The organism is Paraburkholderia sp. GAS333 (assembly GCF_050435665.1).
GTDB lineage: Bacteria > Pseudomonadota > Gammaproteobacteria > Burkholderiales > Burkholderiaceae > Paraburkholderia > Paraburkholderia fungorum_A.
In genome coordinates this window covers 101,467-115,465 of record NZ_JBNDKS010000012.1, presented here as the reverse complement: position 1 = coordinate 115,465, position 13,999 = coordinate 101,467, and the positions used below count along the sequence as shown (strand labels likewise).

The window sequence follows — 13,999 nt, the reverse complement described above, 5'->3', positions numbered from 1 at the left end:
AACTTTCTCGATCGTCGCGTGACAGGGCTGATACCCTCCTCAATCATGCTAACGCCGACTGAAACCTGACCCGCATTTCGAGGTTTCGCCGAGGTAAATCTGGCCCACCCGGGTCCTGTATTGCGCGACTATTTTCGTGCTTGCCCGCGGCCTGTTTGTCCCGCCTTTCTCTTGTCCTTCAAGCGGTAGCTCTTGCCGCCGATTTGCACGATACGAGCATGATGTAGAAGCCGGTCGAGCATCGCCGCCGTCAGCGAAGGCTGTGCCCCTTGCGTGAACGGCAGGTTTCTGGTCAACACGATTGAACCGCGCTCGTAGCGTTTCGCGACGACATTGAACAACATGTTTGCCTCGTCGCGCCCGAACGGCAGATAGTCGATTTAGTCAATGACCAGCAGCCTAGGTCCTATGACTCCGCGATTGAAGAACTCCCGCAAGCGGTTCTGCTGTCGCGCGGCGGCCAGTTGCATCATCAGGTCGGCGGCCGTGATGAACGCGTCTTGACGCCCGCCTGCGCCGCGCGGTATGCGAGCGAAGTCGCGAAATGCGTCTTACCGACGCCGGATGGCCCGACCAGCACGACGTTCTTAGCACGCGCGATGAACACCAGACTCGCCAACTCGTGAATCTGCGCACGTGGCGCGCCGCTGGCGAAGTCCAAACCGTATTGCTCCAGCGTTTTGACGCCGGGTAATGCCGCCAGCTCCGTCAGCACCTGACGTTTGCGTTGCTCGCGCGCGCCGAGTTCCTCTTGCAGAAGCTGCTCAAGGAAGTCGGCCCAGTCAGTGGCGATACAGTCGAGCTTCAGTTGTGCGCACAGCCCGGAAATCCGTTCATGTTGCAGATTCATGCTGCGACCTCCAGCAACGCGTCATAGACCGCTAGCGGATGCTGCAGGCTCCCACGTGGCAGCACGCGGCGGTTGCCCGGCACAGCAAGCGCTGGCGTCTGCGCCGGCAACGGCAGGAGTGCCGCCTGCTCAGCAGCAAGCCTCACCGCTGGACGCCCGCCTGTGGTCGCATGACGGCGCGTGTTGGCAACCTCTGATAGCCCCCTGCCGATGTGCGCGTTGGTGGCCTCCAAATCCAGCTTCAACCCTGACGACCTGAGCGTCGCGGCAAGCGGCACAACGAAGCTCTCCTTGAGATAGCAGTTGAACCGTTCGACCTTGCTCTTGGTCTCCGCGCGATACAGGCGGCACACCTTTGGCGTGAAGCCATAGGTTTCCGCCAGCGCCAGCAACTGCGTATTTCTGCGATGCTCGCCCTCGCCAAATGCATCGCGCTCGATAGCGACCGACTTCGGGTTGTCGAACGGCACATGTTCCGGTGTGCCGCCGACGTAGACAAGCCCGTCACGCAGGCAGTCACACAACGTAGTGGCGTCCTCACGCGCAGTGAGCCGGACGAAGCTCGCGCGGCTGTAACCCATCGTCGCGACCAGCGCGAGCGATGGCTCGCGTCCACGCCGGATAACGGTGAAGTCGGGGTGCATCTGCTTGCCGGGCGCGGCTTCGAAACGCACCACCTGTTCGACTTCGGGCCGCTTGTATGGCGCCAGAAACGCCTTGAGCTGATCGATGCCGCCTTCGTAGCCAGCTTCCTGTAGTTCGCGAAGCAGAACCGTTGCCGGAATCCAGTGCGGCCGCGCGGCGGCGACGCGCTCTAGCAGGTAGTCCTTGAACGGGGCGAGCTTCGTTGCTCGCGGCTCATGCTGGCTGTAACGGCTAGCCTGCTCGTTCCTCAGATAGCGTCGCACGGTGTTGCGCGATAAACCTGTTTGCCTCGCTATCTCACGCACCGCTACCCCGCGCCGGGCCAATACCTTGATTTCCACTGCTTGCTCCTGAATCAGCATCGGCGGCAAAAGCCGCCATCGTCTCCCAAGTGGGTCACGTTTACTTCGGCGCTAACATCAATCGATGCTCTCGCGATTTCGCAGCAGGAGCAAGGCTTGAGCGGTGTAACAACGGAGGATAAATGTGTGCGCGAGAAGCGACGAAAGCTTGAAATTTCGGTCTGAAAGTGTAGTCTTTTCCCAACCGGATTACACCGCAAGGAGGTTCGGCCATGGCGAGATCATCTATGCGGATGCCGGCTTGGGCTGGAGAGAGTGTCCGCACTGCGCTACAGAAAGAAGTGGGTACTCGCGCAACGATGGCGTGGGCACGAGCGATCGTGCATCTGTTGGATACCAATCCCTCGGCGCTTACGAGGCTGTGCTCTGCACAAGATGCCAAACCCGGCTCCAATAGCAAATACATTTACCGTTGGATTGACGGGAGAATCATGCTGTTGCCCATGGCTCGCGGTAGATACGGCCACAACTGGATGAAGAAACTGGATAGCCTCGATGGAGCTCAACGAGCGCGGAGATACTACTACGATCCTTGGGAACTTATGGTGCCGGACGTATCGCTAGATTTCGTCCGCAATGAGCTCGCATTGATTCTCGACGAACTCGGTGACTACGACCATTTCGTTGGGGCGCCCATAACTTATTTTTTCTTTTCAGGTGATGAGGGGCTGCCAAAGCCGTTCGCGTGGCGACGGAAGCTAACATCAATCCAGTTGGAAGTTAGAGCGCTCGACGATGGTATGAAATATTTGATATCGTCAAAAAAAAACGAAGTTTTCGAAGAGCGAAACAAGAAAATGTTCGAGCGATTTGTCGCGTCATGGTGCTTATACCGCGAGGCCATTTTGATGAGAAATGTTCCGAGAGCTTTGTACTACCGGCAGGCAATTATCGACAGTCATAAAAATATTTCTCGACATCCGGTATTTTCGCTTGTTTTCAAAGAGTATGAAACTTTGGCGTTGAAGGTGCTGGAGGGAGACGGACTTCCTCTCCTGAGGGATGTGGTTGCAAGCAAAGTTCGAAATCTCATAAATGCGTATGACTTTGCTGGCGATGCGGACGATGCATACTACAACTACTGTCTCAAAGTATATTCAGTCGCTGTGGAAGCGTTGCATAACAATCCCAGGGTGCGGCCCCCAAAACGTGCATCGCGAATTGTAGCTACTTCCTAGCGTGTCGGCACAGGATGAGGGTCAATGTGGACTCGCTTGGAATTGGCGGCATGGCTGAGTGTTTGCGACACGCTGTGTGTAGAAGAGGCGCTACACAGCAATCCTGTTTTGAGACGAAGGCACTGGATGAGTTCGCTAGCTGTCCAGTAGCGCATATCTCGGTTGCTACCGGAGCGCGTCCACTCACACGCTGGCTGACGCGAGTGCCCCGCGCAGTTTTGCCTTTTGGGTTTTTTTAACTTCTTTCATAGCTCGACGTTCATCTGCGAAAGTCAGTCGAATTCCCTGTTCTTTCAGCCTTTGTACAATTTTTCTTCTTGATGGATATACGCCACTCTCTTTCAAGGCGATATGCGCTTGGTAATACGCACTATCTTTTACGTTTCTCCGTTCTTCGGATATTCTCGCCATTCGAAGGCGACCTGCCGAAACGAGCTGCCGGTTTTGCTCGGCGAAGTTTGATCGAAGGAACTTTATCGACACTCCGAGATACGTCGCAGCTTCTTTTGCATTTGCTTCAGGATTTATCTTCGCATAGGTTGAAAGGGAAGAAGCAAGTTGTTCTCGATGAATCTTGTAGCCCGAGCACTTTGGAAGATTGTACAGTCCGTGGGACAAGGGTTTTTCGAGGCGGAGCTCGAGGCGTGACACGTTTCCTGTGATTACGTTCGCAATAGAGCAGGTGAGGGCGAACGCGATCCGCACAACCGCCGAGAGACTTGGCAAGACACCCTCGCACATCCATCCATGAATTTGCGATTTGGCGACACCTAGGTAGCGTGCGAGCGCGGCAGAGTTTCCGTCGAATAGTTGATGAGCGGTTTGGGCCAAGAAATCTGACGATGAGGATAGCTCGTTTTCTACGTACCGCGAGCTGTCTATGAATTGAGCTACGAGGTTCGCGATGGTGATTTCCTCCTCGGATGCGGGAGAAGTCACGACGTTTGCGAGACTAGTTCCACTTATTCGTGATATGCCCGGTACAGTGAAATTAAGGGGACGCTGTTTCTGATATCGCGGCTCCGAAGTGAGCCGAAGTTCGTGGAGGGGGCATGCCGCGACACAACGGATGGCCCAAAGAAGGCGATCGTACTTTTGACGTCCTGCCTTTTCGTCTTCTGCATAGCAAGCTGGGCAGAATTTATCTGTTTGTGCGATGAGTTGATATGGAGAAACAATGCCCCTCAGAAAAGACAACGTGAGCGATTCTAAGTCTGTGCGTGAGGTGAGTTCATTCAGTATCTCGACCCACCGAATGGCATTCGCGCTGAATCCGCATAGATCGAGGCGGTAGCACGCATCAGCCATAAAATCTGCTGAGACTAACGTCTTATGGCCCAAAGACGGGACTACCAGCTGATACGCGAGAGTGCGTGGCAGTAACGCATGTGCAGTAGATGCGCGTCTGAAAAAGCTTACGATGTGTTCGTGGCTTAGGCCGTCGAACCCATAAGGCGTCACGCCGAACAAAGTCGAACGTGACGGGGTATCTGAAGGCCAGCCTTCAGGCAATAGAGCTGGTTTCCAAACTTCTACCATCTTGAAGTTGAGGTTGGAGTGCCAATGTTGCTCGAAGAGCCGTGCAATCTAGAGTTCGAAATAATACGGCACAGTGCCCGGCCTGCGCGCGGATCTGATAAGCCCAGTTGGGGATCTACGAGGAATGCGCAGCGAAGAATGTGTTTTGGATAACGGGCATCTGCGTGATCCAGCACGAGTATTGGTTCCCAGGAGGTCTCGACCGCGTCCGTGGCTAGGGAGATACGATGAGGAAACGTTGTGCAGCAACTGTTATGCGGAAGAACCGATCCATCAACGCGCGATGAAACTGATCTTGGCAATTGGCGGAGGCTTTCATCAATTCCCACTACGTATGTCCACCAAGTGTTTAAGATCAAACGCAGATCAGCAAACTGTTCCACAAGAGTCGCGAGCGCCTCGTTGTTTTCGAAGAGATTGTGCTGTGGCGCATCCAGAATCGGAGCGCTATTGCTAGCGAATTCGACGGCGTTAGGGTGCAGCACGCCGTCAAAATTTAAGAGGAGCACCATGTTTTTACTTCTCCTCCTGCACAAGCTGCGTTCAAACCGCAACGGGCTCGTCGGGCGTATGCTCAAGCGCGGTGACATAGGTAGCATATACAAGCCTATGATCTCATAAATGAGATTATAGGAGCGTATGCGAGAGAGGCAAGGAATAATCCGCCTTTTTGATGGGGTCGAGGCGGATGGACTGGTATCAGGTAGCTAGGAACGTGCTTCGTGCCGAACTTGTTCGTCACGGAGTTAGCTATCGACAACTGGCGGTGATGCTCGCCGGCATCGGCGTTATCGAGACCGAACGATCAATTGCTAACAAACTGTCTAGAGGAAGCTTTAGCTTCGCCTTTTATCTTCAATGCATGAAGGCATTAGGTCGAACGGATTTTCGGGTAGACATCACCGACGTGTCTTAGTCATCAAGAGCTTTTTCGCGAGTGCGCGGCTTTTCCGATTTGGAAGATACGGATGCTTCTATGCCATTGTTTTTTCCGAACGCGATTTTGGATCGCCCGACGAGAACATAATGTGGTCATGCCGCTGAATACGAATCGTCTGGGTAGAAGTTCCCTAGGTAGTCGGGTAGGTGGGACGGACGCAACCCCTCACGCAATTGTGTCTCAAAATCTGCGCACAGCTTCCGTTTTGGAACGGTTGTAGCTGCGTTCCCAGCGCGGCCGCACGATGCCAGTTGGTGACGTAGCCGCGCCCGGGAGCGAGCAAACTGTCGATCCGCGAACTGGCATCATGATTAGTCACCGATTACGGGTGCAGGTCAGATCGGAACACACAATATTTACTCAGACCATCCCGTAGCCACACCTCAGTTCGCGCTCCCGTACAGCCGGAGTATCAGCGCGCCGCGCAGTGCATATATCTTGTTGAATATCTCGAATATGAGACTATAGTAGCTTATGCGAGTTATCAAATTTTTGAGCGCCGTTGACGGATAGGGGCGACAAGGCGCGGGAGGCGACCATGACTACGCCGGCAGAACGAACGCGCTCAGTTCTGGGCGCGAGGCGGTTGATCGAAATACTTGCGAGGTCTTCAGGTCGGTTTGACCATAACCTTGTTCGTACGTTGGCGATTCAACTCGCCCGACACTTTCCGTCGAATGCTGACATCGGACTTTCAAGCGACTCGCTTCCAACAATATGGGGATCGCTGCACGAACATCCTTCTCGCATATTGTCGACTGAAGTAGTGGGACGCCGCAGTAAAAGTACCAAAACGATCAACGTCACTCGAGACCATGCCGACGAGGTTGATTTATCGGCTGCAAGCGATCAGATGAGGACCCGATGATCCGTCAGCCGCGAATTCTAGAGCGAGGCGACTGGTTAACGGCAGAGCAAATCAACTTGCGTCAACTCGTACCACCTACCATCAAGACGCATCCCGCTAGCAACTGGAAGCGAGATGGCCGCATATTTAGCTTGTTTATCGACGGCAAGGAATATTTTGCCAGCTACCAGTTCGACTCTATGTGTCAGCCGTTGCCGGTCATTAAGGAGATCCTTGATGCACTTGGTCCCGTAGCCGATTCGTGGAAAATCGCCGCATGGTTTTGCTTCGAGAACGGATGGATTTCAGGTACGGGTAAGCATGAAGGCGAGCCCGTCTCTCCGATGGATGCGCTCGATCGACGCGACGCGGTTGTTAACGCCGCCAAGCGCAGGCTTATAACGTACATTGCTTGAGGATGTCGTGCGAGTCGCAAATGTAGGGAACAGCCATCTTATGTGGCCCGTGGGCGATTCCGAGGCAGAAGCGCAATTCTGGTCCGACGACACACCATCTTGGTCACGGTGTCTTAGCTTACGGGGCGGCAGTCTGCCTAGACTATCGATCAGCAAATGGTATTAGCAGGACTGTCGCACCAAACATTCGATTCAACAGAAGGAAAAGGAGATGCTTCGAGTCACAATTGAGTTGCTGCCCGGAGGACAAGAATTTGGAAAGCGAGTCATCGCGACAGCGGATATAGCTAGATTGGATGGGGGCGCCCTCGCGGACTACCGGGTGAATCTGGAGGATGCAGAACTAGGTAAGGTTGGCGAGCGGGCTGTCGTGAGTGGTTATCCGCGATGGGCGAGCAGCGTGTGGGATCTGGTTGTCCGCTGTCTTGCCACCGCACTGAATCAGGGGCGAGAAGCCTTGCCACCACGCCCAGCTTCACCCGAGGTAACAGTCCATACAAACGATGCAGGTTTCCGGTACGTGCATCTGAATGACATTCCGGAGCCGGCGAGAACTTTTTTCGACAAGACGCTGACCGGTTCTGGCATTCCTGACCATGAATGCGCCTATGCGCACGACTGGTTCGATTTTCTCAACGGACAACGCCGTTAGTGAAGGACGGCGTGAGAATGGCAGCTAGGTGGGCTACTTCCAGTAATCAGATGCAGTCGGATTGTGATGAATGGACGGTTGTTCGGGAGAACCTATTTGAGCGGGTGCACTAGTAAGTCGCCGGCGGTTAAGAAGCTTGTTTTTGGATTCAGACGCGCCGTGAATCGTCTTCAATACTCCCGCGGATGACATTGTTTTCTGCCGCGCCTTTTGCTCAAACCGACTGGGCAATGGTGGCTCCCAACTCCGCAAGCGGTTCCAATATCAGATTCTCATACTCGAATACGGGACGCGACTTTTCGAGGTCAACGATGGGATTGCTCATCCTGCCGCCGGAAAGAATTACGGCTCTTGATTCATTGTCTTGTTTGGACATCCACAACGAACTCTTAGCGTGCGGAGGATTCTTTCAGCTCCATGCAGCCCATTCACGCGTACGAGTGTAGTCGGTCTTATCGGCATTAAGCGCAGAAGCTCGACGTGTACGACGACTTGCAGTGCGACATCGGTGCACTGAGAGCACGATTGGTATCGCCGCGTACGCGGAGCAAGCTGCGGTTGAATTTCAACCGCGCCGCAGATGCGATTCCGTTCGATACCAATGTGCTTTATCCGGTTGCTTTCCTGTCGGGCAGGAGCCGGAGGAGTTCGCGACTCCGCGGTCAATCAGCATCGGGTGATATAACGTGGGACGGCGCAGTCGGACTGATCGCGTTGTTTACCCGTTTTCTGAAGTGACTGACATCGCGGGCGTCGTGCCCTTAGAGTCTGCACACAAGAATGTACTTGTATCCCGCTCCATCACGGTGCTCGCTCTGAACGGCTCATATGGAGGAGCGCGCAGTAAAATCCCTCCTGAGTTATTCATGGGTGCTCACGTCCGGCGGCAGGGCAGGGGCGCCCATACAAATCAGAAAAGACATTTGCATATATATGAGAGGGGGACGCTTGACGACGCAGCACGAGGTATTCGCCGAACTATTTTCACCGGCCGCCTTCACCAGTATCTTCGATGAGCGATTCGCTCGGGCACGCAGCAAGGGTATTGATCGACTGAGCGGTGCGCAGTTTGCAGGACGGTCCGCCGTCGAACTCTCGGTGGCGACTGTCAAGGTGAGGGAGCGCAGCTTTCGATTTTCACCCTACCTTGAAGTGCTAAAGCTCAAGGGGCGTGACAAGCCACCGCGGCTCGTTGGCATCCCGACCGTGCGCGACCGGGTGGTCTTGCATCAGCTCAACGAATTCCTGAAAACGATTTTCCCGGAGTCGGTGCCAGCGCATATCGCATCTGGCTATGTTCGCCAGATCGCGACGGATATTGGCACATGCTCACCGTCTTTAACATGCGTTTTCAGTGGCGATATTCGTAATTTTTATGATTCGATACCCCGGTCGAGGTTGCTGCATATCCTGAGCAGGAAAATCGAAGTCCCGGCAGCGCTCGATCTGGTCCGGCGAGCGCTTGCCACTCCGATCGTGACCAAGCACTCCACACGAGCGAGCCGCACTGCCGGGCAGCCAAAAGACCGCGGCGTCCCCCAAGGGCTATCCATCTCAAATCTTCTCGCCGCGATGTACCTGCATGATCTCGACGAAGCGATGCCGCGCGCGTTCAACGTTCGCTATTTCCGGTACGTTGACGATATCCTGATGTACGGGGCTCAGGACGCTGTGGACGCCGCGCGCGTATCGCTGCGGGCACGCCTGCGCCGTCGGGGGCTTAGCCTTCACCCGCCGGGATCGGGGAAATCGCATTTCGAACCGTTGACTCGCCCGTTCGGGTATCTGGGTTATCTGTTCGCCGTTCCTACGATCACGGTCCGCGCTTCGACCGTCGAGAGGTTGCTTCAGTCGCTCGCGTCGCTATTCAGCGACTTCTCGCACAACAAGGAACGCAGATTGGCAAAACTGCAATACCTGACACCTGAGCGCCTGAAAGAGATTTTCATGATGGAATTGAACGATCGCATTACCGGCGCAATCAGGGAAAGCCGACGCTACGGATGGATTGCCTACTTCGGCCAGATTAATGATGAAACATTGCTACACAGGCTCGATAGCTCGGTCACGGCGATGTTCGAACGGCTGCCCGAATTTAACCGGCGCCCACCCCCAGGACTCAAGCGCTTCGCGCGGGCGCTGTTCGAGATGCGGCACCGGCCGGCGGCCGGATACATTCGTAACTACGACATTTTCGAAACGCCTGCTCAGATGTTGTATTTCCTGAGCCAGCGTGGTCGCGTAGACCCCAGCGAGCAGCTATCGGACGACCAGATCACCGCGCGATTCCAGAACTATGTGATGCGTCAGCTGTCCGAGATGCACGCCGATGAGGGGGTGATCTACTGATTGCGCCGCGCTATACTCACCACGCGCGACGCCTATCGCTGCGGCGATACCTCATCTTCTACCGGAGGTGGGCGGAAGTGCTCCATTTCGACGAGATCGATCCCGATGGTGGGAACCTCGCACGGACGCTAGTCGTTGTCGTGCGAGTGGATATTTCCTGATTTTATGGGCGTCGCGCCCTGCAACTACCAACAATGAACGACGCACTGCGCAGCCTGAACCTCACGATCTGGAAAACGGCAGGGTCACGTTACAACGCTGCACGACGACTTACGCTCCGCGATACCTTTTCTACCGCCAGCCAAGCACTCTTCGCTGTTATTACAATCGGACTGACCATTGTCCAGAAGGTGTACTTTATTTCGGATTCGCCAGCCGATAAGTTCGGGACTGTTCTTGGCGTCTTTCTGGGCGCGTTTCTGTTGGCCGTCAGTCTGCTCGAAGCAGGACGGGGAAACGCGCTGCGAGCTGATGAGCTACACCGTAACGCCGAGGATCTGACAGCATTAACGAGGGGGATCGATATCCGGCTCGCCGCACATCTCACTGGAAATCTACTGGGTCAGGGTGAGGTGGAACGGTTCGCAATTGAATACGAGCAGATCAAGTCACGCTGCACTACCAACCATTCCCCCCGCGACTACCGACTTTTCCTTGGCGAGAAGCGGTCTGCAAAGGAACTGGCCATTGACGGGAAGCCCCCGATGTCGACGGCAGCTTATCTGCGCGTGATTTTTGCCTGGTACGTATCAACCGTCTGGTACTTCATCGTTCTCTGGCTTGTGATTGGGAGCCTGTGCGTAGAGAACTGGTTACTTTTTCGCGGGTAGCGGGGAAGTCCAACGGTTTCGTCATAGACTCGTCGGTCCGATGATTGCCTCTGGCTATAGGCTACGTTTTGGAACTGAGGGAGACAATGGTTTCGAATGCACGAATCCGCAAGCTGTTCATCCAGCGCTTCAGGGGTATCCAGTCCCTGACTTGGCTACCGGCAGAAGGTATGAATGTCATTCTTGGCGGAGGCGATGTTGGAAAGACTACAGTCTTGGAAGCGATCGCGTTGCTGCTTGCTCCATCGAATAGCGTGGTCACCTCAGAGGCAGATTACTGGGCCCGAGACAGCACGAAGGAGTTTCTGATCGAGGCCGTTATGACGCTACCCGATGCTACTGCGATCGGGACACAAAATACTTTCGCATGGCCGTGGGCATGGAATGGCGAGGACGCCCTCACTCCATCCGCCGAGGGAGGTGAAGATACGCCAGATGTCAGCGAGCCGGTGTATCGCGTGCGTGTGAGAGGGACCGCGGATCTGGAGCTTGCGTGGGAAATCGTCCAGCCCAATGGTGAGTTCAATCATTTTTCCACAGCGGTTCGCCGGAGGATTGGCATGGTGCGAATGAGTGCCGACGAGCGCAATGATCGCGATTTGCGTCTGGTCTACGGCTCGGCTCTCGACCGCTTGCTGGCTGACAGTGCCTTACGGGCCAGAATCGGGAAGCGGGTGTCGGACCTTGACCTTGACGAAGCACTGAACGAGAAAGGCAAGGAGGCGATTGAGGCGCTGGACAAGCGCATGGCAGATGCAGCGCTTCCCAGTGAATTGACACTCGGCCTTACGACCAGCCAGGGGCTGTCCATCGGCGCATTGATTGGCTTGTTGGCGACCAGGAATGGTGTTGCTCTACCCCTGAGCAGTTGGGGAGCCGGTACTCGCAGGATGGCCGCGCTGGAAATCGCTTCGTCGACGGACAAGGAGGCAAGTGTCACACTCATCGACGAGATCGAGCGTGGACTGGAACCTTACCGTCTGCGCAAGCTGATCAACATCCTGACCGAACAGCACGGCCAGATATTTCTGACCACTCACAGTCCCGTCGCCATCTCGTGCGCGACGAATGGACACCTCTGGTATCTCGACAGCCGCGGAGCCATTGGCTCACTGCCTGGAGACAAGATTCGTTCGCAGCAGAAGCGGGATCCCGAGACATTTCTATCGCGCGTTGCCGTTATCGCGGAGGGTCCCACCGAGGTGGGCTTTTTGCAGTATCTGCTCGAGAAGGCTTTCGGGGGCAGTCCGCTCGATTACGGCGTCCGCGTATGCGATGGCCAAGGCAACGAGGCCGCGCTGGATCTGTTGGAGACACTTGCCTCTTCCGGTTTGCTGTTCGCTGGCCTGGTAGACGATGAAGGTAGTGCGCCACTACGCTGGAAGAATCTCAAGACGAAGCTCGGGCAGCGGCTGTATCAATGGCCAGATGGTTGCACGGAAGATCACGTGCTTGGGGCTGTTCCGGAGGCTATGCTTCTTGAACTGCTCAGGGACCGCGATGGAGAACTGGATGGCTATCGCCTTCGAACATTGGCTGATCGGCTTGGTATCCAGGAAAAGACGCCGGAGGCGATCGATGCCGCATTGATTGTTGCGGGGAAGAGTTGGCGAGCCCTGATCATCTCGGCCGCTACGGGCAACAAAGATGGCGCTCCTTCGGGGCAGGAGAAGGCCTGGAAGAAGCATTCGCAGCAATGGTTCAAGTCCACTGCCGGCGGGCGCGAGCTTGCCGAGAAGATGGTCGCGCTGGGGGCTTGGGTCGACGTGGAGAAGAAACTGCTTCCGCTCGTCAATTCGGTGCTGATATCTGTGGGGCTGCCCGCTTTGGGAAAGCTCGATCTATGAGCGACGAGGCCGTCGCCAGACTTCTGCGGTCGCGCGAACCGCTGGTGATCATTGAAGCCGCCGCCGGCTGTGGCAAAACGTACCAGGGCGCATCTTATGCGCAGGAGGTCGTAAAAAGCCTTGGCGATGGTCGCCTGCTGATCCTGACGCACACCCACGCCGCGTGCTCCGTTTTCGCGGACCGCACGAGGGCTGCAGGCTCACGTGTGGAGATCAAGACCATTGATGCCTTGATTGCGCAAATCGCGTTGGCTTACCACCAGCCATTAAATCTACCCCGGGATCTGACGGCGTGGGCGTGGCGAAATGGTGGCGAGGGTTTCGAGATCATGGCGGCCAAGGTTTCGGGATTTCTTCGCGTTCAGCCCATGGTGGCACGCGCGCTTGCATGTCGTTATCCCGTCATTATCTGTGATGAGCACCAGGATTCCAGTGTCGACCAGCACGGTGTCGTGATGTCCCTGTTGTCGGCCGGCGCAAAGGTCCGGATCTTTGGCGATCTAATGCAGCGTATCTACGGTGCCAAAAGCAACAAGGCGGTACTTGAAGACCGTGCACGCTGGGAGGCGCTGAAAACGTCGGGCGCCAGCGAGAGATTGATCACTCCACATCGCTGGGAAGGGGGATGCCTCCGGTTGGGCGCATGGGTTATCAAGGCTCGGCAGAGTCTGGAGCAGGGCACTCCAATCGATCTCGCAGACAATCTGCCTCCTTCGGTAAGGGTGCTGGAAGGGAACGATATCTCCCGGACGCGTACTGGGTACCAGCTGTCCAAAGAGCACAGGGCTCCGATAGACAAAGTGCTCAGGAGCAATCCGCAGATGATGATCCTGGCGTCACAGAACGACTTGGTGACCGCACTCCGGGCTTTCTGGAGACGAACGGTACCGATCTGGGAGGGACATACACGGGAGGCGCTGGGCGCACTGGTGCAAACGTTGCGTGACGGGCATGGAAATGCGGAGGCGATGGCACAGGGGGTGATTACCTTTATGGGCAGCGTCGCCGTCGGATTCAATCCGTCGAGCCATGGCGACAGACTGATCCAGGAGATACGCGCTGGCGCAGTTCGTCCCACCACCGGAAAGCCGGCCCACATACAGGCGATTGCGCGTTGTCTCCTGAATGATCCGACGCACTCAGGGGTCTCGAAAGCACTTTCCAAAATAAGCGATCTGGTGAAAGAGGCCGCTTCGGGGTTTGACACGGTGAAAATCGACCATCGTTCTGAACTCCGGGATGCCGTCCGTATTGGCCAGTTCGAGGGGGCCGATGAAGGCTTTGCTGAAGTGTCGCGCATGCGCTCGTACTCCCGCCTGTCGCCACCCCAAAAGGTGCTCAGCAGCATTCATAAGGCGAAGGGTCTGGAGTGTGATCACGCAATGTTGATGGCCTGTGACACGGCGCAGTTCACGTCGACCCTGTACGCGAAGTCCAAGTTGTATGTCGCGCTCAGCAGGGCCAGGAAGAGTCTGACGCTGGTGGTGTCCACATCCTGCCCGAGTCCTCTTTTCAAGTTGCCTTGAGAGCCCGAGTACATGAGC

At 55.8% G+C, this 13,999-nt stretch carries 12 protein-coding genes and 2 pseudogenes; 9 read left to right on the top strand and 5 right to left on the bottom strand.

What is annotated here, in order from left to right:
• Positions 1–128 precede the first annotated feature (128 nt).
• Both istB and istA read right to left on the bottom strand, forming a co-directional pair.
• Positions 129–850: pseudogene (gene istB, locus ABH945_RS34630) on the bottom strand (IS21-like element helper ATPase IstB).
• Positions 847–1,857, bottom strand: a complete 1,011-nt coding sequence (gene istA, locus ABH945_RS34625) for an IS21 family transposase (protein ID WP_429253649.1) — start codon at positions 1,855–1,857, stop codon at positions 847–849. The pseudogene istB and the gene istA overlap by 4 nt, the downstream one beginning before the upstream one ends.
• Before the next feature lie 212 nt (positions 1,858–2,069).
• Here istA and ABH945_RS34620 point away from each other — a divergent pair, with 212 nt between their 5' ends.
• Positions 2,070–3,035, top strand: coding sequence for a hypothetical protein (locus ABH945_RS34620; protein ID WP_429253648.1), 966 nt, complete (start codon positions 2,070–2,072; stop codon positions 3,033–3,035).
• Positions 3,036–3,218: 183 nt separating this feature from the next.
• Here ABH945_RS34620 and ABH945_RS34615 read toward each other — a convergent pair whose 3' ends face one another.
• The 3 genes and pseudogenes from ABH945_RS34615 to ABH945_RS34605 all read right to left on the bottom strand — a co-directional run bounded on the left by ABH945_RS34615 (position 3,219) and on the right by ABH945_RS34605 (position 5,086).
• Positions 3,219–3,974, bottom strand: coding sequence for a hypothetical protein (locus tag ABH945_RS34615; RefSeq protein WP_429253665.1), 756 nt, complete (start codon positions 3,972–3,974; stop codon positions 3,219–3,221).
• Between the two features lie 102 nt (positions 3,975–4,076).
• Positions 4,077–4,574 (bottom strand): annotated as a pseudogene (locus tag ABH945_RS34610) (TniQ family protein); the annotation flags it as partial.
• The gene (locus ABH945_RS34605) at positions 4,568–5,086 is read right to left on the bottom strand and encodes an HAD domain-containing protein (protein WP_429253647.1); all 519 of its coding nucleotides are present in this window, start codon (positions 5,084–5,086) and stop codon (positions 4,568–4,570) included. The gene ABH945_RS34605 and the pseudogene ABH945_RS34610, both read right to left, overlap by 7 nt.
• Positions 5,087–5,247: 161 nt before the next feature.
• Here ABH945_RS34605 and ABH945_RS34600 point away from each other — a divergent pair, with 161 nt between their 5' ends.
• From ABH945_RS34600 to ABH945_RS34565, 8 genes are all read left to right on the top strand, one after another.
• On the top strand, positions 5,248–5,490 hold the full coding sequence (locus ABH945_RS34600; protein WP_429253664.1) for a DUF6471 domain-containing protein: 243 nt from the start codon (positions 5,248–5,250) through the stop codon (positions 5,488–5,490).
• Between the two features lie 562 nt (positions 5,491–6,052).
• Positions 6,053–6,382, top strand: coding sequence for a BPSL0761 family protein (locus ABH945_RS34595; protein WP_429253646.1), 330 nt, complete (start codon positions 6,053–6,055; stop codon positions 6,380–6,382).
• Positions 6,379–6,777, top strand: a complete 399-nt coding sequence (locus ABH945_RS34590; RefSeq protein ID WP_429253645.1) for a hypothetical protein — start codon at positions 6,379–6,381, stop codon at positions 6,775–6,777. The genes ABH945_RS34595 and ABH945_RS34590 overlap by 4 nt, the downstream gene beginning before the upstream one ends.
• Positions 6,778–6,988: 211 nt before the next feature.
• Positions 6,989–7,429: a hypothetical protein gene (locus ABH945_RS34585; RefSeq protein WP_429253644.1), complete on the top strand. Its 441-nt coding sequence runs from the start codon at positions 6,989–6,991 to the stop codon at positions 7,427–7,429.
• 948 nt (positions 7,430–8,377) lie between these two features.
• Entirely contained in the window at positions 8,378–9,778 is a 1,401-nt protein-coding gene (locus tag ABH945_RS34580) for a reverse transcriptase domain-containing protein (RefSeq protein WP_429253643.1), read from the top strand.
• A gap of 194 nt (positions 9,779–9,972) precedes the next feature.
• Positions 9,973–10,608: an SLATT domain-containing protein gene (locus ABH945_RS34575; RefSeq protein ID WP_429253642.1), complete on the top strand. Its 636-nt coding sequence runs from the start codon at positions 9,973–9,975 to the stop codon at positions 10,606–10,608.
• Positions 10,609–10,694: 86 nt separating this feature from the next.
• Positions 10,695–12,455 (top strand): ATP-dependent nuclease, encoded by a 1,761-nt coding sequence (locus ABH945_RS34570; protein WP_429253641.1) that lies wholly within the window; start codon positions 10,695–10,697, stop codon positions 12,453–12,455.
• Positions 12,452–13,981 carry a UvrD-helicase domain-containing protein gene (locus ABH945_RS34565; protein WP_429253640.1) on the top strand — a complete coding sequence of 510 codons (1,530 nt, stop codon included), beginning with the start codon at positions 12,452–12,454 and terminating at the stop codon, positions 13,979–13,981. Before ABH945_RS34570 ends, ABH945_RS34565 begins: the two co-directional genes overlap by 4 nt.
• Positions 13,982–13,999 lie beyond the last annotated feature (18 nt).

Coding starts and splice junctions, on each gene's coding strand:
- istA (WP_429253649.1), bottom strand. CDS start 1,857: ATGCTGATTCAGGAGCAAGCAGTGGAAATCAAGGTATTGGCCCGGCGC.
- ABH945_RS34620 (WP_429253648.1), top strand. CDS start 2,070: ATGGCGAGATCATCTATGCGGATGCCGGCTTGGGCTGGAGAGAGTGTC.
- ABH945_RS34605 (WP_429253647.1), bottom strand. CDS start 5,086: ATGGTGCTCCTCTTAAATTTTGACGGCGTGCTGCACCCTAACGCCGTC.
- ABH945_RS34600 (WP_429253664.1), top strand. CDS start 5,248: ATGGGGTCGAGGCGGATGGACTGGTATCAGGTAGCTAGGAACGTGCTT.
- ABH945_RS34595 (WP_429253646.1), top strand. CDS start 6,053: ATGACTACGCCGGCAGAACGAACGCGCTCAGTTCTGGGCGCGAGGCGG.
- ABH945_RS34590 (WP_429253645.1), top strand. CDS start 6,379: ATGATCCGTCAGCCGCGAATTCTAGAGCGAGGCGACTGGTTAACGGCA.
- ABH945_RS34585 (WP_429253644.1), top strand. CDS start 6,989: ATGCTTCGAGTCACAATTGAGTTGCTGCCCGGAGGACAAGAATTTGGA.
- ABH945_RS34575 (WP_429253642.1), top strand. CDS start 9,973: ATGAACGACGCACTGCGCAGCCTGAACCTCACGATCTGGAAAACGGCA.
- ABH945_RS34570 (WP_429253641.1), top strand. CDS start 10,695: ATGGTTTCGAATGCACGAATCCGCAAGCTGTTCATCCAGCGCTTCAGG.
- ABH945_RS34565 (WP_429253640.1), top strand. CDS start 12,452: ATGAGCGACGAGGCCGTCGCCAGACTTCTGCGGTCGCGCGAACCGCTG.